We start from the raw sequence: 23,514 nt of genomic DNA, 5'->3' as shown, positions 1-23,514 counted from the left end.
TTATTTAAGCCGGACTAATACCTCGCTACTTGCATCAAAAGAGCGCTTTAGCGCTGAGTATTTTTCTAATAATGCTGATTTATAGACGACACCTAGTAGGCGCGGATTTTCTAAACTGCTGACTACGGGTAAACGTTCTCCGGCAAAACCAGAAAAGTGCTCTTGCGCCTCGTCCAGGCTCATATTGGGGGTTAATGTTTTAATATAATCAAGCTTTAACACATCAGCAATTAACTGCTCTGGCGCATCGTTATGATTGACCAGCAGGTTTAATACCTCAGGTTGAGCAATCACACCCAAGTATTGGTTGTCATCATCGACCACATAAATATAGCGGACGGGATAGTCTAAAAACATTTGCAGTACATCGCCTACGGTTGCATTCATATTCAATACTGTGTCATTGGTGCGTACGAGCTCGCTAATACGAGTGGTCCGTAGCGCTTGACGCAGCGTTTGATCGCGCTCACGTGTCAGAGTGATGTCATACATGGCGACCGCTGCAAGAGTACGGGAAAGAAAATAAGCCGTCACAGATGCCACAATTAACGGCACCATCAGCGGATAGCTCAACGTCATCTCGATGAGCATCACAATAGCCATAAGGGGCGCACTCGTCGCCGCACCAAGAAAAGCGCCCATCCCTACTAACGTATAAATAGGGGTAGCTACTGCATGGCTAGGAAACACGGCATGAATGGCGATACCAAATAAAGTCCCAAAAGCAGCCCCCACGAACAAAGAAGGCGTAAATAGCCCACCTATTGCCCCGGAGCCTACACTGAGGGTGGTAGCTAACACTTTGGCGCACAAGATGGCAAAAATAGCATGCCATGTCCAAGAGTTATGTAAAAAGGAACTGACGACACTGTACCCGTTGCCTGCCACATCAGGAATCATAATAAGAAGCAGGCCCAACATGAATCCACCCACAGTCAACCGTGCCACTAAAGGCAATCCACTTCGTACAAATAGTTGTTTAGTAAAAGTCATTAGCTTTAAAAACCCCGGCGCCACCAGACCAATTAGTAAACCTAAAATGACAAAACTAATAATTTCCCAGCCTTGTACAGCAGCAATATCAAGCATTTCATAGGGCGCTTTGTAGTGGCCCACCATACGCATGGTCATATTGGCTGTAGCAGAAGCAATCAGCAATGGCCCGAGCACTTGAATGCTCATGGAGCCCAGTACAATTTCTGCTATAAAGATCGCACCCGCCAAGGGGGCACCATATGCAGCAGCCACCCCTGCAGCAGCACCACAAGCGACAAGTAAACGTAAGCGCTCGGGGCGCACATAAATAAAACGCCCAAACACGGAAGCAGCCAGAGAGGAGAAATGAATCATGGCCCCTTCGCGCCCTATAGCACCGCCAGAGGCCACGGTAAAGAGTGAGGACAGGATGCGCAATAGGCCTTGGCGCACTGACATCCTACCGTCGCCAATGACAACGGCTTCCATATAGTCGGCTGAAGCGGACACTTTTTTGCGTCCTGCTAGCCATAACAACACTCCGGCACACAGCCCACCCAACGTAGGAAAAAGAAGCCGCATTTCCCAGCTTAATGAACGCGTAACCTGGGTAATACTGCCATAGTGGCCGGTGGCTAGGCGCTGAACCAAATAGATGCCCTCGTAAAAAATCAAAATCGCATACGCACCCAACACACCCATCACAACCGCCCAACACAACATAGCCGGTGTATCGGATAACCAGTGCCAGTGACGAATACGTTGTCGAGTAAAACGTATGTATTTTTTATAGGGCATACATTATTGTTTGAAATCAGGAGGAGTAGGTGGTCTAGACAAACCAAAAATACGCCAATAAACCCAAATACTGAACAGCGCTAAAAAGGGCAAAGCACAAAGACTAAGTAGCCAGATAATTTGCAAAGTACCTAAGTCTGCTGCGGCATCCCAAAGGGTAATTTGGTCCAAGACGATAAAGGGGAAAAAGCTAAACCCCAAACCAACCAGAACCGCAATAAAAATGGCAAGGGTAATAATAAACGGCAAGGCGGTGCTGCGAGCACTGACATTCAGTAAACGCTGGAGATTCATCTCTATCACGACAAAGCCCAATAAAATGGCTAACCATAAAATTAATACGCCACTGCGAGGGGCCCCTTCACTCCATTTTAACAAAACCCCAGGGTTGGCTAAAGACAATACCACTGAAGCCGCTACAGCACCGGCTGCAAACCAACGCACAGCCCGACGCCCCCACACCACGGCTCTAAACCGTAGCTCGCCCGTCTCGCGCATTAGTAACCAAGAGGCACCAAGCAGCACATACGCCGCCACGGCACAAAAACCCATAAAGACTAAAAACCAGCCATACCCTGCACTGGTGTCGTAATTAATAATGACCTGTGCAAGCAATACCCCATGAGCAAAGGCGGTGCTAACAGAGCCTAATGCAAAACCAAGCTGCCACCAACCCTGCTGCTCGGTAGGAGCACGTAAACGAAACTCAAAGCACACCGACCGCGCTAAGGTTCCCAGCGCTAAAAGCAACAAAGGCAAACTTAATTGCCCCATGACTTCGGCCCAAGCATAGGGAAACGCCAGGGCAAATACCCCTAGCCCCAAAAAGAGCCAGAATTCGTTCGCGTCGCGCCATGGGTTAAGTAGCGATAACATGCGCGGTCGTAGAGCGGCTGGAGCAACCAAGGATAAACAACCTACGCCTATATCAAACCCATCTAAAATCGTACCCGCCACCACGGTAGCGAATAAGATAGATAAAAAGGCAAGAGGCAACCAAAAAGCGGGATCGCTGGGAGCCAAGCTAAGTGAAGTAGCTAAATGCTGAATCATGCTCGCCCCCGACGTCTTGCCACAGAAATCACTCCATACCGCGCTACATAGCGCACTAAACTCACAAAGCCAATAATTAATAAGCTATGGACCACGCCATAAGCCACTAGGCTCACTACACTTTCATTGTGTGACCTAACGGCAGCAATTTCTGCAAAGGTGATGGTTTGCCCCACTACGTAAGGAAAAGCACCAAAATAATGGTAAGTCAGACCTGATAATAAAATCAAAGGCCCTAAAAAACCGGTCATCACAAAGATATGTCGTGCTCGAGGACTTAAAGCACTTGGGTCATAATGACGCTTTAAACCAGTGCGCCACGCCTTTAAAAGCACAAATAACATTAAAAGACCCGTCAATAACCCCAAACGTACAGCCCAAAAGACAATGCTGACGGGCGGCGTCATGCCTGCCATTTTATCTAAACCGATAGGCTGCCCTTCTGCATCATGAGCTAACCACCATGACAGATTGCTATTCCAACCTAGCTCGTAGTAATTCGTTAAGTCGATAGTCGAAGGCCACGCTGCCCATAACCAACGAGGTACAGAGCCTGCGCCCCAATACCCCATTGCCGCCGCCGCTTTCATTGGTTGTAAATCTGCTAGCGCCGTCGCTGCTGCCACAATAACGCCAGCCAACACTAGCCAAGCACTACTTCCTAAAAAAACAGCCATTTTAAATACCCTACGCTCGCCTTCGCCTAATGGCCTACGTAAAGACTGCATAGATAGAATGGCCATGACTGCCCCTGCCACCATCAGAAAACTGGCACTGAAGAATTGCGCGCTATACCACCCAAAGCTTGGGTTGAAGATGACCTCTGTCCAATGTTGGACTTGGTAGCTTCCGTCTATCCACTGCGCCCCAGCAGGGGTATAAACCCATGAAACTAACACCATCAAGCACAATGCTACAAACGTGTTGCCTACCGCCACCCCACACACCACCAGAGCATGAAGCCATTCGCTTAATTGACGCTGAGCATATAGCATTAGGCCCAAAAAACAGGCTTTAAAAACCAGCGCACCAAATAAAGTCATTGCTAAAATAGGGCCACTTACAGCGTGTATTTTTGGTAATAAGCGTGGCCATAAGCTGCCAAGTTGAATTAAGACTGGCATACTAGAGGCAAAGCTTAAGATGAAAGCCAACGCAAAGATCCGCACCCAAAACCGGTATACAGGAAGCCACAGCAAATGCTGTTCGCCCAGTGCTCGAACTCGTATGTAAACCAGCAGCCACGACAAGCCCAAGCTCATGGCCAAACAAACAGCCATAAAGCTCACGCTGCCAAAAAACTGCAGCTGCGAAAACCAAAGTGCGGAGTAAGACATAATGTGCGTAAAGTAAGTTAATTTCTTTTTATTGCTATACCTATCAAGTCTAACCACATTACGTGGCAAAATAGACCATTATTCAATTATTTATTTGTTTTTGCGTATGAGTACTGCACCTTCCACCCCTCCAGTATCTAATTTCTTACGAAATATCATTGACCAAGATTTAAAAACTCAACGTCATGCGTCTAACTTGTGGGCTGGTCGTCCAGGCCCTGCCGCCATTCAATCCACCGGTCAAGTGGACACAGCACGTATTCGTACGCGATTTCCCCCCGAGCCGAATGGTTATTTACATATTGGACATGCCAAAAGCATTTGCTTGAATTTTGGCTTAGCCGAAGACTACCAAGGTGCCTGTCACCTACGCTTTGATGATACGAACCCCGAAAAAGAAGAACAAGAGTACGTAGATGCCATTATCGACATGGTGCATTGGCTAGGATACGACTGGACCTTCAACCAAGAGGAAAACCTGTACTTTGCCAGCGATTACTTTGGCTTTATGTACGAATTTGCCGAAGCCCTTGTCCAAGCAGGGCATGCTTATGTGGATGAACAGTCGCCCGAGGACATTCGTCTAAATCGAGGCACCTTAACGGAAAAAGGAAACGACTCGCCGTGGCGCAATCGCCCTGCCGCCGAATCCTTAACACTATTGCGTGAAATGCGTGATGGCAAGCACCCCGATGGCAGTCTTTGCTTGCGCGCAAAAATTGACATGGGTTCGCCAAACATCAATATGCGAGACCCAGTGATGTATCGCATTCGGCATGCAGAACATCACCGCACTGGCAACCAATGGTGCATTTATCCTATGTACAGCTGGGCACACCCAGTTGAAGACGCATTGGAGATGATCACTCATAGTATTTGTACGCTCGAGTTCGAGGATCAACGCCCATTTTACAACTGGATTCTAGAGCATCTACGAGATTTAGGCTTTTTTACAGATCCGTTACCAAATCAATACGAGTTTGCACGCCTCTACCTTAGCTATGTGGTTACTAGCAAGCGTAAACTGCGTCAGCTCGTCGAAGGGCACTACGTAGAAGGCTGGGACGACCCCCGCATGCCAACTTTAGTTGGCTTACGCAGACGCGGCTATACGCCTAGTGCCATCCGCCTCTTCTGCGAGCGTATTGGGGTGTCCAAGGCCGACTCGCGTATTGATTACAGCGTATTAGAGCAAGCTCTACGCGACGATTTAGACCCCAAAGCACCACGTCATGTGGCAGTACTGGACCCTATCAAGCTGATCCTCACCAACTATCCCGACGATCACGAAGAGCTCTGCTATGCCCCGGTGCATCCACATATGCCTGAAGCCGGCCAACGGCAGTTCCACTTAAGCCGCGAGCTATGGATCGAGCGCGACGATTTCCGCGAAGTACCAGAAAAGCGTTATTTCCGTCTCTATCCAGGCAATACGGTGCGTTTAAAATATGGCTATATCATAACTTGCACGGGTTTTGAAAAGGATGAAAACGGTCAAGTCACTACGGTGTATGCCGAGTATCTGCCCGACACAAAAAGCGGCACTCCAGGCGCAGACTCAGTGAAAGTGCGTGGTAATATCACTTGGGTAAGCGCTAAACATGGCATCCAAGCCGAAGTTCGTCTCTACGACCGACTCTTTACCGATGCCCACCCAGATGTCGGAGACAAAGACTTCTTAGCCCTAGTCAACCCTAACTCTAAGCAAGTCGTACAAGCCTGGCTAGAGCCTGGTCTACACGCCAGCCCAGGTGCCCATTGGCAATTCGAACGCCTCGGTTATTTTGTAGCAGATCGCGAGCTTTCCACCCCAGAAAAACCCGTGTTAAATCGTACCGCGACGTTAAAAGATAACTGGAGCTAAATGATCAATCTTAGGGGGCCTTGCCCCCTTTCTTTGAAACGGTTACTAAGTGAACGCACCTACTACTCGTAAAGGCCCACAGGCTTTAGATATCAAAAGCGCAACATTACATACTGTTCGTCTCGTTCTGCATAGTGCAGATACTCATGAACTCCTCGAGGCATTAGATTGGCGCATGCAAGAGGCTGGCGCTTTTTTCCAAGATGAGCCTGTGGTTATTGATTGCAGTGCTGTTACTGATCCTATTGATTGGGCTGCCTTAATTCATGCTCTGCGCCAACACCAGCTTCACCCGATCGGCGTGTGTGGACACCCTGATCAGGAACGCGACGCTGCCTCAGCGGGCTTAGCTGCTGTAGAACTCGCTGCAACCCGTGCAACTATCGAGCCTACTGCCGACCTGACTCCTCCTGTCTCTATGCCTGCGGCCCCCATTATTTTGCGCAAAACCCTACGCTCAGGCCAACGCATTTATGCTCCAGACGGCGATGTGGTCGTTATTGGCATGGTCGGTCAAGGTGCCGAAGTCATAGCCACGGGTAACGTCTACGTCTATGGGCCTTTACGTGGCAAAGCCGTTGCAGGCGCTCAGGGCAATACAGAAGCCTTTATTGCTGCCACAGAATACGATCCCGAACTCATTGCTATTGCAGGGGTATACAGTGTCATCGAAAACCCTGAGTCTAACCCACACCACAAACAAAGCGTTATGATACAACTAGATGGAGAATCCTTAAGATTTGAGCCATTAGGTTAAGAGATGTTAATTTTGCTTGCGCCACACATCGCTTCGTGCGAGTCTAATAAACGATTGCCTAATGATCAAAAGTAGAAGTTCTTCTTCTGCCCTTTATTTTATTTTTTATCTATATAAGCACATGTCCCTACACTCTACAGGATCTACACTATCATGGCTCGAATAATTGTGGTGACCTCAGGCAAAGGTGGGGTGGGTAAAACCACAACGAGTGCAAGTTTTGCTTCTGGCTTAGCCTTACGCGGCCATAAAACAGTAGTCATCGACTTTGATGTAGGTCTGCGTAATCTTGATTTGATCATGGGCTGCGAGCGCCGCGTTGTGTACGACTTTGTTAATGTTATTCAAGACGAAGCCAGCCTCAACCAAGCCTTAATACGTGACAAAAAATTAGAAAACTTATTTATTTTGCCTGCCTCGCAAACGCGTGATAAAGATGCGCTCACCAAAGAAGGTGTGCAAAAAGTCTTAAACGATTTAAAAGAGATGGAGTTTGAATACATCGTTTGCGACTCTCCAGCAGGCATTGAAACCGGCGCCTTAATGGCGGCTTATTTTGCAGACGATGCTATTGTTGTCACGAATCCAGAGGTCTCCTCTGTGCGTGACTCTGATCGCATTCTAGGTATTCTTTCTGCTAAGTCGCAACGCGCTGAAAAAGCAGATGCACCTATTAATGAGTACCTGCTTATTAGTCGTTATAGTGCTAAACGCGTGGCTGATGGCGAGATGCTATCTCTTCAAGACATCGAAGACATCCTACGCATTAAGCTCATCGGTGTAGTCCCCGAGTCCGAAGACGTATTACACGCCTCAAACCAAGGCACACCCGTCATTCATCTCAACAACACCCCTGCAGCACAAGCCTACGAAGACGTGGTGGCTCGCTATTTAGGCGAGGAACGCCCCTTACGTTTTGTAGATTACGAAAAACCAGGCTTTTTAAAGCGCCTCTTCGGGGGTAAGTAATATGTCTTTGCTGTCTTTTTTCCTCGGCAACAAAAAAAACCAAACAGCAAGTGTAGCTAAAGACCGTTTGCAGCTCATTTTAATTAATGAGCGCGGCATAGACGGCGTCAGTCCCGACTATCTACCTCGTTTGCAAAAAGAACTTATCGAGGTCATTTCTCGTTACGTGCAAATTCAACCCAACGATATTCAAGTCAACGTAGACCGCCAAGACGCTCTCGAGGTCTTAGAGGTAAAAATTGAGTTGCCCAATGCAGAAAAACCATAAAAGATCGGCTCAATAACGAGCCGATCTTTTATGGTTGCGCATAACCACTAACAAAAAAGCCAGATCAAACATTGATCTGGCTATACTATAAAGCAAGGCAAGGGATTAACGACGTTTACCTACTTGGTCGCCGATAACACCACCAATAGCAGCGCCACCAACTGTGCCAAGTACACTACCACCGGTTACGGCTGCACCCACTACACCGCCAGCTCCAGCGCCAGCTACGCCGCCTTTTTGGCGTGAGCTCATGCCATCCCAAGTCGAACATCCTGCCATTAAAGTAATGAGTGCTGTAGCGGCAGTAAACTTCATAATGGATTGACGTGTCATTTTTTAACTCCTTGGGTAATAAATCTAGTTACCTCTACAATAAAACCCCTACCCCTCAAACTCAAGTCAAAAACTGCTCTATTCTGTGAATAAGCGCAAAAAGTGTAACAGCCCTCGTACGAGGGCTGACACCATGACACACGATTTTATTTTAGTGCTTTATAGCGAATACGCTTCGGCTGCGACGCGTCTTCACCTAAACGGCGTCGTTTGTCTTCCTCGTACTCTTGATAGTTACCGCTAAAGAACTCTACGTGTGAATCACCTTCAAAAGCTAAGATATGCGTAGCAATGCGGTCTAAGAACCAACGGTCATGGCTAATGACTAGCACAGAGCCGGCGTACTCAAGGAGAGCGTCCTCAAGGGCACGTAGTGTTTCTACGTCCAAGTCATTAGAGGGCTCATCCAGCAGCAACACGTTGCCCCCGGCAGCTAAGGTTTTAGCTAAATGCAAGCGTCCGCGCTCACCACCCGATAAATTACCGACCAGTTTGTTTTGATCTGCCCCACGGAAGTTAAAGCGCCCAATATAAGCACGCGCTGGAATCTCAAAACGTCCTACTTGAAGGATATCGGAACCTCCTTCTGAGATGGCCTCAAATACGGTTTTTTCGGCGGGTAAAGAAGACCGCGACTGATCGACATACGCTAACTGTACCGTTTGACCCAATTTAATTTCGCCGCTATCGGGCTGTTCTTCGCCCGCTAGCATACGGAATAGCGTGGATTTACCCGCACCGTTAGGGCCGATAATCCCAACAATAGCGCCCGGCGGAATAGTAAAGCTGAGATCGTCTATTAATAAACGGTCACCATAACCCTTGGACACGTTTTTGAACTCAATCACTTCGTTCCCTAAACGCTCTGCGACTGGAATAAAGATTTCTTGAGTCTCGTTACGGCGTTGGTATTCGTGCGAAGCTAACTCCTCAAAGCGATTTAAGCGGGCTTTAGACTTGGCTTGGCGTCCTTTAGGGTTCTGACGCACCCACTCTAACTCTTTACGAATGGTGCGTTGACGTGCCGACTCATTGGCTTCTTCTTGTTTGAGTCGACCTTCTTTTTGTTCTAACCAAGAGCTGTAATTGCCTTTCCACGGAATACCATGGCCACGGTCTAACTCAAGAATCCACTCGGCCGCGTTATCTAAGAAATACCGGTCGTGAGTAACCGCCACAACGGTACCGGGAAACTTGCTAAGAAATTGCTCTAACCAATGCACACTCTCTGCATCCAGGTGGTTGGTTGGCTCATCAAGCAACAACATGTCTGGCTTAGAAAGTAAGAGCTGACACAACGCAACCCGACGTTTCTCACCACCGGATAAGTTGCCAACTACGGCATCCCATGGCGGTAGACGCAATGCATCCGCTGCAATTTCCATTTGTGTATTGGTGTCATCACTGCCACTGGTCGCGGCGGCGGCGATGATGGCTTCAAGCTCAGCCTGCTCTGCAGCTAGCGCATCAAAATCAGCATCAGGTTCAGCGTACTCGGCATAGACCTCATCCAAACGCTGACGCGCAGCAAAGACTTCCCCTAGCCCTGCCTCTACGGCTTCACGCACCGTATGGGTCGGATCAAGTTCAGGTTCTTGAGACAAATAGCCAATATTAATGCCCGGCATCGGGATGGCTTCACCTTCAATTTCTTTATCGACGCCAGCCATAATACGGAGTAAGGTTGACTTACCTGAGCCGTTTAAACCTAGCACACCAATTTTGGCACCAGGGAAGAAAGATAAAGAAATATCGCGTAGAATTTGACGCTTGGGTGGCACGATTTTGCCAACCCGATTCATTGTGTAAACGTATTGGGCCATAGAAACCTAAGTAGGATGAATAAGGCTATAGTACATAGCATCGCAAAAGCGACTTAATTATTGAAGACAGATAGGCCAACCAAATGACAGACTCCACCGCACTTGTATTTAGCACCGAAGACATTGAACTATTAGCTCGTACAGCCGATGCATTAAGCTCGTATCTGGGTAAACCGGTTTTAGTTGAGCTTATTGATGCAAGTGAAACAGGCTTTGAGTGGGCTATTTTTGCTATCCCCCTAGATATTAACGAAGATGATAGCGATATACCAGTGGTTCAGATAGGTGGCGCCAATGCTCAGCTCTTAGGCAGCCAAGGGGGAGTGCATGTTAATGAAAATGAAACTTACACCTGTCGCTTTATGTGGGCCGTGCAACGCACAGACTTAGAGCCTGTGAAATACATTAAGATTAATCACGATGGCGAGGAAAATGCATGGGGCGAAACGCTTCAAGAAATCTTGCCTTTTGATTTGTCTAGCGACCCATTGGCAGACGATGATGAAAACACACCAGAAGACGTGGCTTTTATCCAACCCGCCCCCCAACAACGACACTAACTGAAACGGTCTCTTAAGTACAATAAAGCCCCTACAGGCGACATGCTATAGACCAGAACTCGCGATATCAGCCCCCTTAAGTCATAGCCCCGTGGCTTGTGAATAGCCTGACTACGCATATGCAAGCCAAAGCGGGTATAACGTGCGGCTGCCTTGAAAAACTCGCGCGGGCGATAATGAAACCAAGGCACACTGGATACCACTGTATCATGGGCTAATAACCACAAGCCTAACGCATGATGGCCTGCATTAGTTTGACCTTGTACAGATAACGAGTCGCCACTATCGTAATACACACGATAAACCTGATTAACAAAACGGGTTTTGAAACCCGCACGCGCAATACGACGCCAAACTAAACTTTCAGGAACAAAACCTGGAATATTTTCAGGGAAAGGAAACTGGCGCAATACCTCTGTGCTTAGGCATCCAAATTTTTCGCCTTTAATATTAAACTTAAACTGCATGTCCAGCGGGTTAGCATCAATTTGATCGTAGGGGAACATATCGCCCACAATTCTGCCATTAGGTGCTTTACATAGGCCGATGACGGCTGCGTAATCAGAACGCTCGGCCTTAGGAATATCACACCAAGTACGCGCCATGTCATACAACGCATTGGATTCCAAGCGATCATCGCTGTCTAACGCCACAATAAGCTCGCCCTGAGCAGCTTGCACCCCACGATTAAAAGCAACTTTTTTATGTTGGTTGTTTTGCCAAATATAATGAATAGGGAAAACGGCTTCTTGCTGCCATATTGCGACTAACTCTTGTGTATCATCTGTAGAGCCATCATCCACTACCACCCATTCGAAATCTTGATATGTTTGCTCGCATAATGACTCGTACACACGATGTAAGGTATGAGCACGATTATAGGTGGGTGTGAGGACGGTAAATTGATACCGCCAGACAGCAGATTGGCCTCTAACAGAGTGTATTGACATAACAGCACATCTCCTTTGCTCAACATGCTTAATAGGTAAAACGTGAAAGCACGCACTTAATTAAATAGTAGACGAAAAAAAACCACAGATCAGGAATCTGTGGTTTTTCTTGCCTTAATTACACCCAGATACATTTGATCAACGTAGTATATCTACTACAAACTAATGTATTTACGGCATGTTCAGACAGAAAATTAAGCGCGCTTAACTTTTTCTAGCATTTTGAAAACGCTTTTTGGGGAGCGAACATACAAACGTTTGAATGCTTTACCCAAGCAACGACGCTCTAGCGTGTTGCGACGTGTGCGTTTGATTTCAGCCATGAAAATCTCCGGTACATGAACAAAGCTAAGGATTATACAAGTAGACTTAGCTGTGAATACAGTAGATTTTAGCTCATACTGCCCTCATATACAAAGAAAATGCTTTTCTTGCCCGTTTTTCTTCGATTCGTACTATGACTTCTCAAATTCGTATCTTTGGTGCTCGCCAACATAACCTCAAAAACCTAGATGTCAGTTTTGACACAGGCAAAATTACGGTCTTGACCGGCGTGTCTGGCTCAGGTAAATCCTCTTTGGCCTTTGATACGCTGTACGCCGAAGGCCAACGGCGGTATGTGGAAACCTTTTCTCCTTATGCCCGTCAGTTTTTAGATCGAATGGATAAGCCTCAGGTTGATAAAATTGAAGGCATCCTTCCTGCTATTGCTATTGACCAGGTCAATCCAGTACGAAACTCACGTAGCTCTGTGGGCACCATGACGGAGCTAAATGACTATTTCAAATTGCTCTATGCTCGTTTAAGTCATTTACACTGCAGACAGTGTGGACACGAGGTGCATCATGAAGACGCGCAACGGATAGCCACCTTGCTAGCAGAACGCTGTAGCACCCATGATCCCCGTTTAGTGATTAGTTTTGCGGTAGATGTGCCCGCTAACTTTACTACCGAAGAAGTTCAGCAGTTCTTAGAACAACAAGGCTATACGCGCACCCATCCCACGCCCCCGCAACACACCAAGGGCAAAGCCGCCACCCAGCGTTTGTATGTGATTCAAGACCGGTTTAGATTAAGCCGTGCTGAGCCTGCGCGACTTATGGAGGCCTTAGATACCGCCCTTCATTATGGCAATGGACACCTCACTGTGTTTGCTATTGGGGCCGATCACACGGAAGAACAATGGGAGTTCAGTGCAGGCTTGCATTGTGCGCATTGTGATATAGATTACGCCAGTCCTCAGCCCAGTACCTTTTCTTTTAATTCCCCCTATGGTGCCTGCGAGACCTGTAAAGGCTTTGGGCGAGTCATGGGCATCGACTACGGCTTGGTCATTCCTGATGAAAATAAAAGCCTATTAGAGGGCGCCATCAAACCGTGGCAAACCGAGTCCAACCGAGTGCATCAGCAAGACCTAGAGCGCTATGCAAAAGCAGTTCAAATACGACTTGCTGCGCCATGGAACACACTTAGTCAAGAGGAAAAGGATTGGGTGATTTATGGTGCGCCGGACTTTAAAGGCGGCACACGGGCTTGGAAACAGCAATGGTACGGGGTACAGCGTTATTTTGACTGGCAAGAATCCCGTGCTTATAAGATGCATGTACGCGTTATGCTGTCTAAATACCGCAGTTATAACACCTGCCCTAGCTGCGCCGGCTCACGCTTAAAACCGGATGCTTTATTATGGCGCCTGGGTCAGCAAACAGCGCCTCAAGACCCCGCCCCCTATACCCGCTTTATGCCAGTCAATACGGCATGGAGCTCAACACAGCTAGACGCATTACCCGGCTTTCATATTCATGACCTGATGCGCCTGCCTATCAGCTCGGTGTTATCTTGGTTTCAGGCGTTGCAGTTCCAAGGCGATTTGAATGCGGCCACCCAACTCTTACGCGATGAAATTACAACGCGTTTACGATTTTTATGTGAAGTCGGCCTTGGTTATTTATCCTTAGATCGCCAGAGCCGTACCTTATCAGGGGGCGAGGTACAACGTATTAACTTAACGACGGCCTTAGGGACTTCGTTGGTGAACACCCTTTTTGTGCTGGATGAACCGTCGATTGGCTTGCACCCCCACGATATGCAACGCATTGTGCGCATCATGCAGCGCTTACGGCATCGTGGTAATACATTAGTGGTGGTCGAGCATGATCCACAAGTTATGGTTGCAGCAGATCGAATTTTAGATATTGGGCCTGGTCCCGGCGAACGTGGTGGTACGATTTTGTTTGATGGCCCCCCAAGTCAACTTCGAGAAGCCGCAACACTAACAGGAGACTACCTCAGTAGCCGTAAAACTATCGAAGCGCCCCACCCTCAACCTGTGCTCGATAATACACCGCGTTTACTTCTACAAGGGGTGCAAGCCCACAATCTAAAAAACATTGATGTCAGCTTTCCTCTAGAGCGTTTAGTCTGCGTCACCGGGGTTTCGGGCTCTGGAAAATCAACACTAATTCAAGACGTGTTGTATCCGGCTTTACTTAAACATTTTGGGGAAGCCACCGAAGCCCCCGGCCCTTTCGACGCCTTATTAGGCGCTGAGCGCATTGCCGAGGTAGTCATGGTGGATCAGTCTCCTATTGGCCGCACAGCACGCTCTAACCCTGCCAGCTATGTAGGCGCCTTTGATGCGATTCGTAAGCTTTTTGCCCGAGCTCCGTTAGCAGTAGAGCGTGGCTACAAACCCGGTACATTTAGTTTTAATAGTGGGGATGGTCGCTGCCCTACCTGCGGAGGCACGGGCTTTGAACACATTGAAATGCAATTCCTCTCCGATGTGTACTTACGTTGTCCCGATTGCGAAGGCAAGCGCTTTCGTCCCGAGATTTTAGAGGTTCGTCTCGAACACCTAGGCCGTACCGCTTCCATTGATGAAGTGCTCGAAATGACCGTTAACGAAGCGTTGCTCTTTTTCACTGGCTTAAACGATGTGCAACGGGCTCTGGCACCACTTGCTGACGTAGGGCTTGACTACCTTAGCCTAGGTCAACCGGTGCCCACCTTGTCAGGCGGCGAGGCCCAACGTTTAAAATTAGCGGGTTATCTTGCTGAAGCCTCTAAAAGCCGCTTAGCCAGCGCTCGCGTAGCAAAAAAGGGCAAGCTTTTCCTTTTTGATGAGCCCACCACCGGCTTACATTTCGATGATATTGCTAAGCTCATGCATGCGTTTCGCAAGCTGTTGCAAGCGGGACACTCTTTAATTGTAATTGAGCATAACCTGGACGTGATCCGCGCTGCAGATTGGATTATCGACTTAGGCCCGCTAGGTGGCGAAGCCGGAGGCCATCTGGTTGCGACCGGTAGCCCTCAACAAATTCAAGCCACACCAGAGTCATTAACAGGACAGGCCTTAATCCAGTACGAGCAGCAAATCATAGGGAAAAATTTAATTCCTGCCTTAGCAGAAGCCTCTGCCTCGTATGCGGCTGATGCCCCCATTGACTCCTCTATTCACATTCTGAATGCCCGGGAACACAACCTGAAAAACATCCAAGTTAGTATTCCACGCGACACCTTCACTGTGATTACAGGCGTTTCAGGATCCGGAAAATCCACGCTCGCCTTTGATATTTTATTTAACGAAGGGCAACGCCGTTATTTAGAATCATTGAATGCCTATGCGCGCTCTATTGTGCAACCTGCTGGTCAACCTGATGTAGACGCGGTGTATGGAATTCCTCCTACTGTAGCCATTGAGCAGCGCACTAGCCGTGGCGGATACAAATCCACAGTGGCTACCATGACGGAAATCCACCACTTTTTACGCCTACTGTATGTTAAGTTGGGCACACAGATGTGCCCATGCTGCCATGTGCCGGTTGAACCGCAAACGGCCGAGCAGATTATGGCGCAACTATTACGAAACCATATGGGACAAACGATTGCGCTTTATGCCCCACTAATTGTAGCGCGTAAAGGCTATTACACCGATTTAGCTAAATGGGCCCACAGTAAAGGCTATGCTCATCTACGTGTTGATGGGGAGCTCGTCGCTACGGATAACTGGCCACGATTAGATCGATACAAAGAACATACGATTGATCTTCCTATTGCAGAACTCACTGTCAGCGCTAATGCCGAAGAGGACCTAAGACAAGCCGTCCATAGCGCTCTAGAGCATGGCCAGCAACGCATGGTACTGGTATCTGGTATGCATAGCCAAACGGTGTCTACTCTGCGCGCATGCCCCTCCTGCGATACCAGTTACCCAGAGCCCGATCCGCGCTTATTCTCTTACAACTCTAAGCATGGCTGGTGTCCAAGTTGCTTTGGAACAGGTCGAATCGTGCCTGATTTTGATGCTGAGCAAAGTGGTGAGGAATCCAAATGGCTGCACGATCACGACGACACCGCAGCAGAACCCATTACTTGCCCCAGTTGCGCAGGCCAACGCCTTAATCCAGTAGCCCTCGCATTTAGATGGAAAGACCAAGGCATCGCCCAACTTTCTGCGCTTCCTATCCTAGAAGCCAAACACTTTTTTTCACAGGTCAACCTTTCTGAACGTGAACAGCACGTGGCTCGTGACATATTTAGCGAAATTCAAAGTCGTTTGAGTTTTATGGAAGAAGTCGGGCTTGGGTATTTAGCTTTAGACCGCGCCGCCCCCACCTTATCCGGCGGCGAGGCCCAACGTATACGCCTAGCGGCGCAATTAGGCTCTAATTTACAAGGGGTTTGCTATGTTCTTGACGAACCCACTATCGGTTTACACCCCCGTGACAACCGTATTTTGTTACAGGCGCTACAGCGTCTAGAGGCGAATGGCAATACCTTAGTGGTAGTGGAGCACGATGAGGACACCATACGTCAAGCACAACATATTATTGATATGGGCCCAGGTGCCGGTATACGAGGTGGTGAAGTCGTTGCTCAAGGCGATCTGGCAGCTATTATGGCCAATCCCAATTCGTTAACAGGGCATTATTTACGTCAGCCTATTGCGCATCCCATGCTGGGCTATAGACCTATAGAAACCGATACGACCTTTTTGACCATTGAGCAGGCGCATCTGCACAACATACAAAATGTCAGCGCTCGCATACCTTTAAATCGTTTAACTGCAGTGACGGGTGTGTCAGGCTCAGGAAAATCCACCCTTGCTCGTGATATTTTACTGGCTAATCTTAAAGACCATTTAACTGACCCCAACAACCATGTATGGCAGCACTGCAAAACCATTACAGGCTGGGAACACGTTGATCGTGTGCTTGAGGTTGACCAAACCCCTATCGGTAAGACGCCACGCTCTTGCCCAGCTACCTATGTCGGGTTTTGGGATGACATACGCAAACTCTTCGCTCAAACTCGAGATGCCAAAATGCGCGGTTGGACCCCGACTCGCTTCTCATTTAATACCGGAGATGGACGTTGTGCTGAGTGCGGCGGTCAGGGCTTAGTCACTTTTGAAATGAGCTTTTTGCCCGATATTCAAATCCCATGTGAAAGTTGCCATGGGCTACGCTTTAATAACGACACCTTATCTGTGTCATGGCAAGGCAAAAATATCGGTGAAGTGCTACGTATGGAAGTGGATGAGGCAGTCGAGTATTTTGCCTCACACCCACGCATCTTGCGGCCTCTACAACTCTTACAAGACGTGGGGTTAGGCTATCTGACGCTAGGGCAACCCTCTCCCACGCTCTCGGGTGGCGAGGCCCAACGGATTAAATTAGTGACTGAGCTGAGCAAAGTTCGGCTTGATGAAGGCCTTACCAAAACAGGTCGCGCCTATAAGCAGCCCCATACGTTGTATGTCTTAGATGAACCTACTGTAGGGCTGGCCATTGCTGATGTAGAAAAATTACTGCGTGTTTTACATAGACTGACTGACGCTCAACAAAGCGTTGTAGTCATTGAACATAATTTAGATTTAATTGCCGAGGCAGATTGGATCATCGACATGGGCCCAGAAGGTGGTATCGATGGTGGGCAGCTAGTGGTTGAGGGTACGGTGAATACAGTGCAAAATACCCCCTCTTCCCATACAGGCCAAGCCTTAGTCGATTTTTTATCTCGCTCTTGATTCATGTATTGCCGCTTTGAAAACCATTTAACCCAGCATGCACTAGAACTGACCGGTCTAGTACACAAACTCTACGCCTATTGCGCTGCTGACTTGCCTCAGGTGTGGCAGCAACTAGAGCAAGCACACCAACAAGGTCTGTGGGCCGCTCTAGTAGCCAACTATGAGCTAGGCGCGCATATATTGGATTTACCTTGGGCTGCCCCCAGTAGCCAGCCTTTATTAAGTATTTATTTATTTAGTAGCGCCACACCCACTCAGCCTTGGTCAGCGCCCACACAGACCGTTGCACTGCGTGCGCATGCGTTAGGTCGTAAAAATGACTACCTAGAACATCTCCATCAGATTCAAGCTGGCATCAAAGAAGGGAACTTTTATCAAGTCAACTACAGTCTTCCTCTAGCCGTTGAAAGTACAGCGTCACCGCTAGCGCTCTATCAACACTTAGCTACTCGTCATCCTGTTCCTTATGCAGCGTATATTGCTGATGAGTCACGCCATATTTTATCTTTTTCGCCTGAGCTCTTTGTTGAAAGGACGGGCTCAACCTTACGTGTTAAGCCCATGAAAGGCACGATGGCTCGTCATGTAGATCCTGCGTTAGATCAGCACGCCGCACACCAATTACGCAACAGTGCCAAAGATGTTGCAGAAAACATCATGATTGTGGATTTATTGCGCAATGACCTAGGAAAAATTGCACAAACTGGAACAGTAAAAGTGACGCGTTTGTTAGACGTAGAAGCTTACCCCTCAGTCTGGACCATGACCTCAACCATTCAGGCCCAAACTGAAAATCACTCTGTAGCGCAACTTTTACAGGCGCTCTTTCCCTGCGGCTCAATTACTGGCACGCCTAAAATTGCGTCCATGCGTTGCATCCACGAGCTAGAACAACGTGACCGCGGTATTTACTGTGGCAGTATAGGTTGGTTAGCGCCTAACGGAGACCTACAACTTAATGTAGCGATTAGAACGATTGAATACCAGGATGACCACACAGCACAGTTTGGTGTAGGCGGTGCTATTGTTATCGACTCAGACCCTGAAAAAGAATGGCAAGAATGCCTCTGGAAAGCGCGAGTCTTAGGTACACCCATTAGTTTCGATGAGTAACTCTATGCTGAATGCTGCCATCTCCGCCCCTCTTGGTCTTTTTGAAACCATGCGTTTAGACCGAGCCGGGCAAGTTCTTTTATTAGCTTATCATTTACAGCGCTTAGCCCGCTCTGCTCAACAATTGGGGTTTGTGTTTGATCAAGATGCTATTTTGCGCAATTTAAACCCCTATCTGCATCAAAGTTACAGCCAGCCGCAACGCCTCAAACTAAGCATAAGCAAAGCAGGTAAGGTATCGGTGGAATGCTCTGCGTTAGCTACCACCCCACAACCTGTACGTATTGCGATAACTTCTCAACCTATACACTGCGACCCTTTATATTTGCGTCATAAAACGACGGTTCGCACCCAATGGGCGAGTGGCGAAAAGTGGCTACAAAAGCACCCCACTTATTTTGACCTTATTTACACTGACCAATATGGAGCTCTAACTGAGGGCGGCCGCAGCACGCTCTATGTTTTTCAACAAGGCAAGTGGTTCACCCCACCACTTACCCAAGCTTTGCTGCCAGGAGTGTATCGTAACAAGTTAGTTGCCCAAGGGCTCGTTCAAGAAAAGACCTTGTACCGCACAGATCTAATTCATGCTGATCGTATTCGTGTTTCAAACGCATTACGAGGCTGGCTTGATGCGTATATTGATGAGCTGGACGTTAACGTTTAGCTAACACATAGTCTAATGCCGCCTGTGCTGCTGCAAAACCCATAGGAGCTGTCACAGTGACAATAGAGCCATACCCAGCACAAGATAGCCCCTGAGGGGCCTGAGCCAAGGAATCAGCCTGCCAAGCACTGGGCAATAATGCGTTTTGCTCTACCCAGAACACATCGACTCCCATTTTAGGAGTACGTGCGGGGCGTTGATTTTTTTTAGGTTGTACTTTAGCAAACCCATACTCTTTACGCAGTTTATTGCGAATCTTTGCAAGCAAGGCATCGTGCGTACTGAGTGATAAATCACCGCGTTTTAATGCTAGTGCATTCGTTTTGCCTCCGGCTGCACCGCAAATAAAGGCCTTAGTTTTTGTGCGTTTTGCCTCGAGAATCATGGCTATTTTTGCCTCTGCTTGGTCCGTGCAGTCGATCAACACATCAGGACGTACCGCTAGCAGTTGACTGACATTATCGGGCCCGATAAAGTCGTCCACTACATTGACAACACAGTCAGGATTAATCTCAGCAATACGCGTTCGCATGGCTTGCACTTTTGCTTGGCCCAGCGTTGAACTTAGAGCAGGTAATTGCCTATTAATGTTGGACTCACTGACGTGGTCTAAATCAATTAACGTTAACTGCCCTACGCCACTGCGGGCTAACGCTTCTACACACCAGCTTCCTACGCCGCCGATGCCAGCGATCATGATGTGCGCGGCCTGAAGCCTATCTATACTGCCTTCTCCGTATAATCGGTTTAATCCACCAAAACGACGTTCTGCATTCAGTTGCTGTGGCACCATACCTACCCTTATATTTTTTAAAAATCGACCTATCCAGTTCGATTGCATTAGATATCTTTGAGCTTCTTGCTTAGAATAATAAGCACATAGCTCATATCACTGTGCAATACGCTATGTTTATATTTTACCTTGTAATTCCTAACGCTCATGAATGCTTACGTTAATGCTCCGATCTCTTCTCTGTTCCGCACACTGACTCCTGATGAGCTACATCACTCCTTACAAACCAGTTTGTTGCACTGGGATCAAAATAGTGATGTCTGGGTATTCGCCTATGGTTCACTTATTTGGCGGCCGGAGTTTGATTTTATAGAGCAACGCGCCGCCCGTTTAGCAGGTTACCATCGCTCGTTATGTTTATGGTCCAGAATTAACCGGGGTACGCCCGATATACCCGGTATTGTTTTCGCCTTAGACCAAGGTGGTGAATGCGAGGGCGTTGTGTATCGGATTGCGGCAGATCAGGTAAAAGCTACTTTCCCGGCATTGTGGCAACGCGAAATGCCCAGTGGGGCGTACAATCCCAAATGGGTTGATTGCCATACGGAAGAAGGCCACACCGTTTCTGCCCTAACTTTTATTATCAACCCACAAACCGATGCTTATGTGCCCAGTATGCCTTTAGAGCAATTACGTCAAGTCATTCATCGTGCCCACGGCTTAAACGGGCCCTGTATTGATTATGTATTACAAACTGCTCAGGCTTTAAAACAGGCAAATATAGCAGACCCTAAACTTGAACACCTTGTACAGTATTTATAGTTATGAGCCTTGCTGACTACCGCAACGAATATGATAAATTTGACCTGCCAGAACATCTTCTGACTGCAGACCCCAAAGCATTATTTACTCAATGGGTTGATGAAGCCATTCGCTTACAGGCTCCCGAGCCAACCGCCATGAGCTTGTCCACTGTGGCCCCCTCTGGGCAGCCCAGTTCACGTATTGTGTTGTTAAAAGGTTATGATTCAGAAGGGGTACTGTTTTATACCAATTACGACTCAAAAAAAGGCCACGATTTAGCGCAGAATCCTCAGGCGTGCCTACTGTTTTTTTGGCCGACTTTACAACGTCAAATCCGCTTAGAAGGCACAGTACACAAGGCCTCAGCCCAAGCTTCTGCCGATTATTTTGCAAGTCGGCCATTGGCTTCAAAAATTAGTGCTTTAGCTTCCCCGCAAAGCCAACCTATTACGCGTGTTGCCCTCGAGCAGCGCCGTGACGAAATGACCGCGCAGTACGGTGACAATCCCCCCTGCCCTGATAACTGGGGTGGCTACTACTTAGTGCCAACTCAAATTGAGTTTTGGCAAGGTCGCACCTGTCGACTTCATGATCGCTTTGTCTACACACAACATAACGGACAGTGGGAAATACAACGTCTCGCCCCATAAACTACGGTTGAATACCCATTTACTACGCTATTTGGGGCTTTAGCTGGTGTCACTGTCTGACAATAGGCTAAAATTGAACTTTATTTAAAAGGCTAAACCTCACGGCACCCTAGTCTGTGAGGTTTAGCACTTTTTGTATTGAGTCAAAATGAGCGATTACATTCTAACTATTTCCTGTCCCGATACCACAGGTATTGTACATAGCGTCACAGGCTGGCTTTTAGAAAAACAAGGAAACATTATCGAAGCCGAGCAGTTTGGGGACGAACAAACTCAACGTTTTTTCTTGCGTATTCATTTCCGCATTCCAAAACCAAGTAGTGCAGAGCAATTACGAGCCGAATTCAGCTACATTGCAGACCGCTACCAAATGGATGCCCAAATCCATGACACTAAGGAAAAAGCGCGTGTATTACTTTTAGTTAGCCGCCAAGGACATTGTTTGAATGACTTGCTGTTCCGCACTCATAGCGGTCAGCTTCCCATTGAGATCGTAGGCGTCTTGTCTAATCATACTGACCATGCCGCCCTAGCTGCTACCTATGACATCCCTTTTCATCATTTACCGGTTACAGCAGCCACCAAACCCCAACAAGAACAACAAATTTTACAGTTCGTAGACGAGCTTGAAGTCGACCTAGTGGTATTAGCTCGCTATATGCAAATCTTATCCCCTGAAATGTGCAAAGCACTTTCAGGGCGTGCGATTAATATCCATCACAGCTTTTTACCTAGTTTTAAGGGGGCGCGTCCCTATCATCAAGCCCATGCTCGTGGTGTAAAGATTATTGGTGCCACCGCACACTATGTTACTGAAGATCTGGATGAAGGTCCTATTATCGAGCAGGACATCGAACGCGTCTCACATGACATGAGTCCTAATGAATTAACTCAAGTTGGTAGTGATGTGGAATCGTTAGTGCTAGCTCGCGCCGTTAAAGCCCATGTAGAACACCGTATTTTTCTAAATGGCGAACGCACTGTGGTTTTTAAATAAACCCAAGGTCAAAAAAAAGGCAGCCATTCCTAGGCTGCCTTTTTTAATGCATAACTGTTTTTAATCTAAAGTAGGTGCATGATTTTCAAACAACGCTAACCAACCTTTAGCAAAACGATAAATTAACCATACAAATGCAGCAATACCCGTAATCCAACCAATAAAGATGACGGTTAATAAAGCACTGAGCCCCACCCAGAGCACACCCCACCAGAAGGTTTTAATCATCCAATCAAAATGATTGGCATAAATTGTGCCAGCCACATCACTGCGCTTGTAGTACGCCACCACAATGGCAGCAAACGAAGCTGCCCCAAGGATAGGACTGGCTATTAAAGCAAGAACGAACAGTCCGTACAGCACATGGGTTAATTGACGTGGTGATAAACCCGACTGAGGTTCAGGCATCATAGGTTGGGACATGTATTCCTCCAAGTTCTAATTCAATCAGATCGCCTTTAATCCTTATTTTACCTTGTTTAGGCCAAACAAAAAGAAAAACCATCGGTGTGCAGGAAAAGGTTGGTTTATTATACGAATTTGCGTCTGATCTCGGTTCAGAAGTCATACGCTGTGACTGGAAGTCCACAACCAATTGACATCCTCCGCGCCCTAAACGGCGCCGTTTTCTGTGGTAGCCGATAAAAGGTTTGCCCCTTAGCTCCTTCATCCCACCGCAAACACCAACGCCCCTTGCTGTATAAAACCATTGGTTGTGCCGCCTGGGACCCCGCGGCAGCACGGTGTGCCCGGGTTCAGCGCGAAATCGTGCTGTAACTCAGCAAAAAAGACGAAAAAAAACCCCTGTCGGATCACCAACAGGGGT

Annotated in this window: 20 protein-coding genes; 11 read left to right on the top strand and 9 right to left on the bottom strand. The window is 47.8% G+C overall.

What is annotated here, in order from left to right; translation table 11 throughout:
• Genes GGR41_RS12370 through GGR41_RS12360 form a run of 3 tightly spaced genes read right to left on the bottom strand, consistent with a single transcriptional unit; the run spans position 1 to position 4,163 of the window.
• Positions 1-1,773: a ClcB-like voltage-gated chloride channel protein gene (locus tag GGR41_RS12370; protein WP_167662170.1), complete on the bottom strand. Its 1,773-nt coding sequence runs from the start codon at positions 1,771-1,773 to the stop codon at positions 1-3.
• Positions 1,774-1,776: 3 nt separating this feature from the next.
• Complete coding sequence (locus GGR41_RS12365) at positions 1,777-2,826, bottom strand: cytochrome d ubiquinol oxidase subunit II (RefSeq protein WP_167662169.1); 1,050 nt, start codon at positions 2,824-2,826, stop codon at positions 1,777-1,779.
• Positions 2,823-4,163: a cytochrome ubiquinol oxidase subunit I gene (locus tag GGR41_RS12360; RefSeq protein ID WP_167662168.1), complete on the bottom strand. Its 1,341-nt coding sequence runs from the start codon at positions 4,161-4,163 to the stop codon at positions 2,823-2,825. The genes GGR41_RS12365 and GGR41_RS12360 overlap by 4 nt, the downstream gene beginning before the upstream one ends.
• Before the next feature lie 106 nt (positions 4,164-4,269).
• Here GGR41_RS12360 and GGR41_RS12355 point away from each other — a divergent pair, with 106 nt between their 5' ends.
• The 4 genes from GGR41_RS12355 (at position 4,270) to minE (ending at position 8,021) form a co-directional block, all read left to right on the top strand.
• Positions 4,270-6,027 (top strand): glutamine--tRNA ligase/YqeY domain fusion protein, encoded by a 1,758-nt coding sequence (locus GGR41_RS12355; protein WP_167662167.1) that lies wholly within the window; start codon positions 4,270-4,272, stop codon positions 6,025-6,027.
• A 49-nt stretch (positions 6,028-6,076) separates the two neighbouring features.
• Positions 6,077-6,784, top strand: a complete 708-nt coding sequence (gene minC / locus GGR41_RS12350; protein ID WP_167662166.1) for a septum site-determining protein MinC — start codon at positions 6,077-6,079, stop codon at positions 6,782-6,784.
• A 153-nt stretch (positions 6,785-6,937) separates the two neighbouring features.
• A complete protein-coding gene (gene minD, locus GGR41_RS12345) occupies positions 6,938-7,753 on the top strand; it encodes a septum site-determining protein MinD (protein WP_167662165.1) in 816 nt (271 codons plus the stop codon).
• 1 nt (position 7,754) lies between these two features.
• Positions 7,755-8,021 carry a cell division topological specificity factor MinE gene (gene minE, locus GGR41_RS12340; protein ID WP_167662164.1) on the top strand — a complete coding sequence of 89 codons (267 nt, stop codon included), beginning with the start codon at positions 7,755-7,757 and terminating at the stop codon, positions 8,019-8,021.
• A gap of 105 nt (positions 8,022-8,126) precedes the next feature.
• Here minE and GGR41_RS12335 read toward each other — a convergent pair whose 3' ends face one another.
• Both GGR41_RS12335 and ettA read right to left on the bottom strand, forming a co-directional pair.
• A complete protein-coding gene (locus GGR41_RS12335) occupies positions 8,127-8,354 on the bottom strand; it encodes a glycine zipper 2TM domain-containing protein (protein ID WP_167662163.1) in 228 nt (75 codons plus the stop codon).
• A gap of 146 nt (positions 8,355-8,500) precedes the next feature.
• Positions 8,501-10,177 (bottom strand): energy-dependent translational throttle protein EttA, encoded by a 1,677-nt coding sequence (gene ettA, locus GGR41_RS12330; protein WP_167662162.1) that lies wholly within the window; start codon positions 10,175-10,177, stop codon positions 8,501-8,503.
• Positions 10,178-10,260: 83 nt separating this feature from the next.
• Between ettA and GGR41_RS12325 the strand changes: the two genes are divergently transcribed.
• On the top strand, positions 10,261-10,737 hold the full coding sequence (locus tag GGR41_RS12325) for a hypothetical protein (protein WP_167662161.1): 477 nt from the start codon (positions 10,261-10,263) through the stop codon (positions 10,735-10,737).
• Here the strand turns inward: GGR41_RS12325 and GGR41_RS12320 are convergent.
• Positions 10,734-11,687, bottom strand: coding sequence for a glycosyltransferase family 2 protein (locus GGR41_RS12320; protein WP_167662160.1), 954 nt, complete (start codon positions 11,685-11,687; stop codon positions 10,734-10,736). The two genes, GGR41_RS12325 and GGR41_RS12320, sit on opposite strands and share 4 nt — an antisense overlap.
• A 194-nt stretch (positions 11,688-11,881) precedes the next feature.
• Positions 11,882-12,010: a hypothetical protein gene (locus GGR41_RS13220; protein ID WP_257793892.1), complete on the bottom strand. Its 129-nt coding sequence runs from the start codon at positions 12,008-12,010 to the stop codon at positions 11,882-11,884.
• A gap of 134 nt (positions 12,011-12,144) precedes the next feature.
• On the opposite strand from GGR41_RS13220, the gene uvrA reads away from it, so the two are divergent.
• Genes uvrA through GGR41_RS12305 form a run of 3 tightly spaced genes read left to right on the top strand, consistent with a single transcriptional unit; the run spans position 12,145 to position 19,504 of the window.
• A complete protein-coding gene (gene uvrA, locus GGR41_RS12315) occupies positions 12,145-17,721 on the top strand; it encodes an excinuclease ABC subunit UvrA (RefSeq protein ID WP_167662159.1) in 5,577 nt (1,858 codons plus the stop codon).
• A 3-nt stretch (positions 17,722-17,724) separates the two neighbouring features.
• Positions 17,725-18,837 carry an aminodeoxychorismate synthase component I gene (gene pabB, locus GGR41_RS12310; protein WP_167662158.1) on the top strand — a complete coding sequence of 371 codons (1,113 nt, stop codon included), beginning with the start codon at positions 17,725-17,727 and terminating at the stop codon, positions 18,835-18,837.
• Positions 18,830-19,504 (top strand): aminotransferase class IV, encoded by a 675-nt coding sequence (locus tag GGR41_RS12305; RefSeq protein ID WP_167662157.1) that lies wholly within the window; start codon positions 18,830-18,832, stop codon positions 19,502-19,504. The genes pabB and GGR41_RS12305 overlap by 8 nt, the downstream gene beginning before the upstream one ends.
• On the opposite strand, the gene GGR41_RS12300 is transcribed toward GGR41_RS12305, so the two are convergent.
• Positions 19,494-20,297: a tRNA threonylcarbamoyladenosine dehydratase gene (locus GGR41_RS12300; RefSeq protein WP_167662156.1), complete on the bottom strand. Its 804-nt coding sequence runs from the start codon at positions 20,295-20,297 to the stop codon at positions 19,494-19,496. The two genes, GGR41_RS12305 and GGR41_RS12300, sit on opposite strands and share 11 nt — an antisense overlap.
• Positions 20,298-20,444: 147 nt before the next feature.
• Between GGR41_RS12300 and GGR41_RS12295 the strand changes: the two genes are divergently transcribed.
• From GGR41_RS12295 to purU, 3 genes are all read left to right on the top strand, one after another.
• Positions 20,445-21,059 (top strand): gamma-glutamylcyclotransferase, encoded by a 615-nt coding sequence (locus GGR41_RS12295; RefSeq protein WP_167662155.1) that lies wholly within the window; start codon positions 20,445-20,447, stop codon positions 21,057-21,059.
• Positions 21,060-21,061: 2 nt separating this feature from the next.
• Entirely contained in the window at positions 21,062-21,691 is a 630-nt protein-coding gene (pdxH, locus tag GGR41_RS12290; protein ID WP_167662154.1) for a pyridoxamine 5'-phosphate oxidase, read from the top strand.
• 148 nt (positions 21,692-21,839) lie between these two features.
• Complete coding sequence (gene purU / locus GGR41_RS12285) at positions 21,840-22,688, top strand: formyltetrahydrofolate deformylase (protein ID WP_167662153.1); 849 nt, start codon at positions 21,840-21,842, stop codon at positions 22,686-22,688.
• A gap of 60 nt (positions 22,689-22,748) precedes the next feature.
• On the opposite strand, the gene GGR41_RS12280 is transcribed toward purU, so the two are convergent.
• A complete protein-coding gene (locus GGR41_RS12280) occupies positions 22,749-23,111 on the bottom strand; it encodes a DUF4870 family protein (RefSeq protein WP_077733795.1) in 363 nt (120 codons plus the stop codon).
• Between the last annotated feature and the right edge of the window lie 403 nt (positions 23,112-23,514).

Origin of the sequence: Paenalcaligenes hominis (genome assembly GCF_011927625.1) — a bacterium.
In the GTDB taxonomy this organism is placed as follows: Bacteria; Pseudomonadota; Gammaproteobacteria; order Burkholderiales; family Burkholderiaceae_B; genus Paenalcaligenes; species Paenalcaligenes hominis.
Note: the sequence above shows the minus strand (reverse complement) of the source record. Positions and strands in the feature narration are given on the sequence as shown.

Excerpts from the sequence above, each read along its gene's own strand:
- GGR41_RS12370 (WP_167662170.1), bottom strand. The coding sequence starts at position 1,773 with ATGCCCTATAAAAAATACATACGTTTTACTCGACAACGTATTCGTCAC.
- GGR41_RS12365 (WP_167662169.1), bottom strand. The coding sequence starts at position 2,826 with ATGATTCAGCATTTAGCTACTTCACTTAGCTTGGCTCCCAGCGATCCC.
- GGR41_RS12360 (WP_167662168.1), bottom strand. The coding sequence starts at position 4,163 with ATGTCTTACTCCGCACTTTGGTTTTCGCAGCTGCAGTTTTTTGGCAGC.
- GGR41_RS12355 (WP_167662167.1), top strand. The coding sequence starts at position 4,270 with ATGAGTACTGCACCTTCCACCCCTCCAGTATCTAATTTCTTACGAAAT.
- minD (WP_167662165.1), top strand. The coding sequence starts at position 6,938 with ATGGCTCGAATAATTGTGGTGACCTCAGGCAAAGGTGGGGTGGGTAAA.
- minE (WP_167662164.1), top strand. The coding sequence starts at position 7,755 with ATGTCTTTGCTGTCTTTTTTCCTCGGCAACAAAAAAAACCAAACAGCA.
- GGR41_RS12335 (WP_167662163.1), bottom strand. The coding sequence starts at position 8,354 with ATGACACGTCAATCCATTATGAAGTTTACTGCCGCTACAGCACTCATT.
- ettA (WP_167662162.1), bottom strand. The coding sequence starts at position 10,177 with ATGGCCCAATACGTTTACACAATGAATCGGGTTGGCAAAATCGTGCCA.
- GGR41_RS12325 (WP_167662161.1), top strand. The coding sequence starts at position 10,261 with ATGACAGACTCCACCGCACTTGTATTTAGCACCGAAGACATTGAACTA.
- GGR41_RS12320 (WP_167662160.1), bottom strand. The coding sequence starts at position 11,687 with ATGTCAATACACTCTGTTAGAGGCCAATCTGCTGTCTGGCGGTATCAA.
- GGR41_RS13220 (WP_257793892.1), bottom strand. The coding sequence starts at position 12,010 with ATGGCTGAAATCAAACGCACACGTCGCAACACGCTAGAGCGTCGTTGC.
- uvrA (WP_167662159.1), top strand. The coding sequence starts at position 12,145 with ATGACTTCTCAAATTCGTATCTTTGGTGCTCGCCAACATAACCTCAAA.
- pabB (WP_167662158.1), top strand. The coding sequence starts at position 17,725 with ATGTATTGCCGCTTTGAAAACCATTTAACCCAGCATGCACTAGAACTG.
- GGR41_RS12305 (WP_167662157.1), top strand. The coding sequence starts at position 18,830 with ATGAGTAACTCTATGCTGAATGCTGCCATCTCCGCCCCTCTTGGTCTT.
- GGR41_RS12300 (WP_167662156.1), bottom strand. The coding sequence starts at position 20,297 with ATGGTGCCACAGCAACTGAATGCAGAACGTCGTTTTGGTGGATTAAAC.
- GGR41_RS12295 (WP_167662155.1), top strand. The coding sequence starts at position 20,445 with ATGAATGCTTACGTTAATGCTCCGATCTCTTCTCTGTTCCGCACACTG.
- pdxH (WP_167662154.1), top strand. The coding sequence starts at position 21,062 with ATGAGCCTTGCTGACTACCGCAACGAATATGATAAATTTGACCTGCCA.
- purU (WP_167662153.1), top strand. The coding sequence starts at position 21,840 with ATGAGCGATTACATTCTAACTATTTCCTGTCCCGATACCACAGGTATT.
- GGR41_RS12280 (WP_077733795.1), bottom strand. The coding sequence starts at position 23,111 with ATGTCCCAACCTATGATGCCTGAACCTCAGTCGGGTTTATCACCACGT.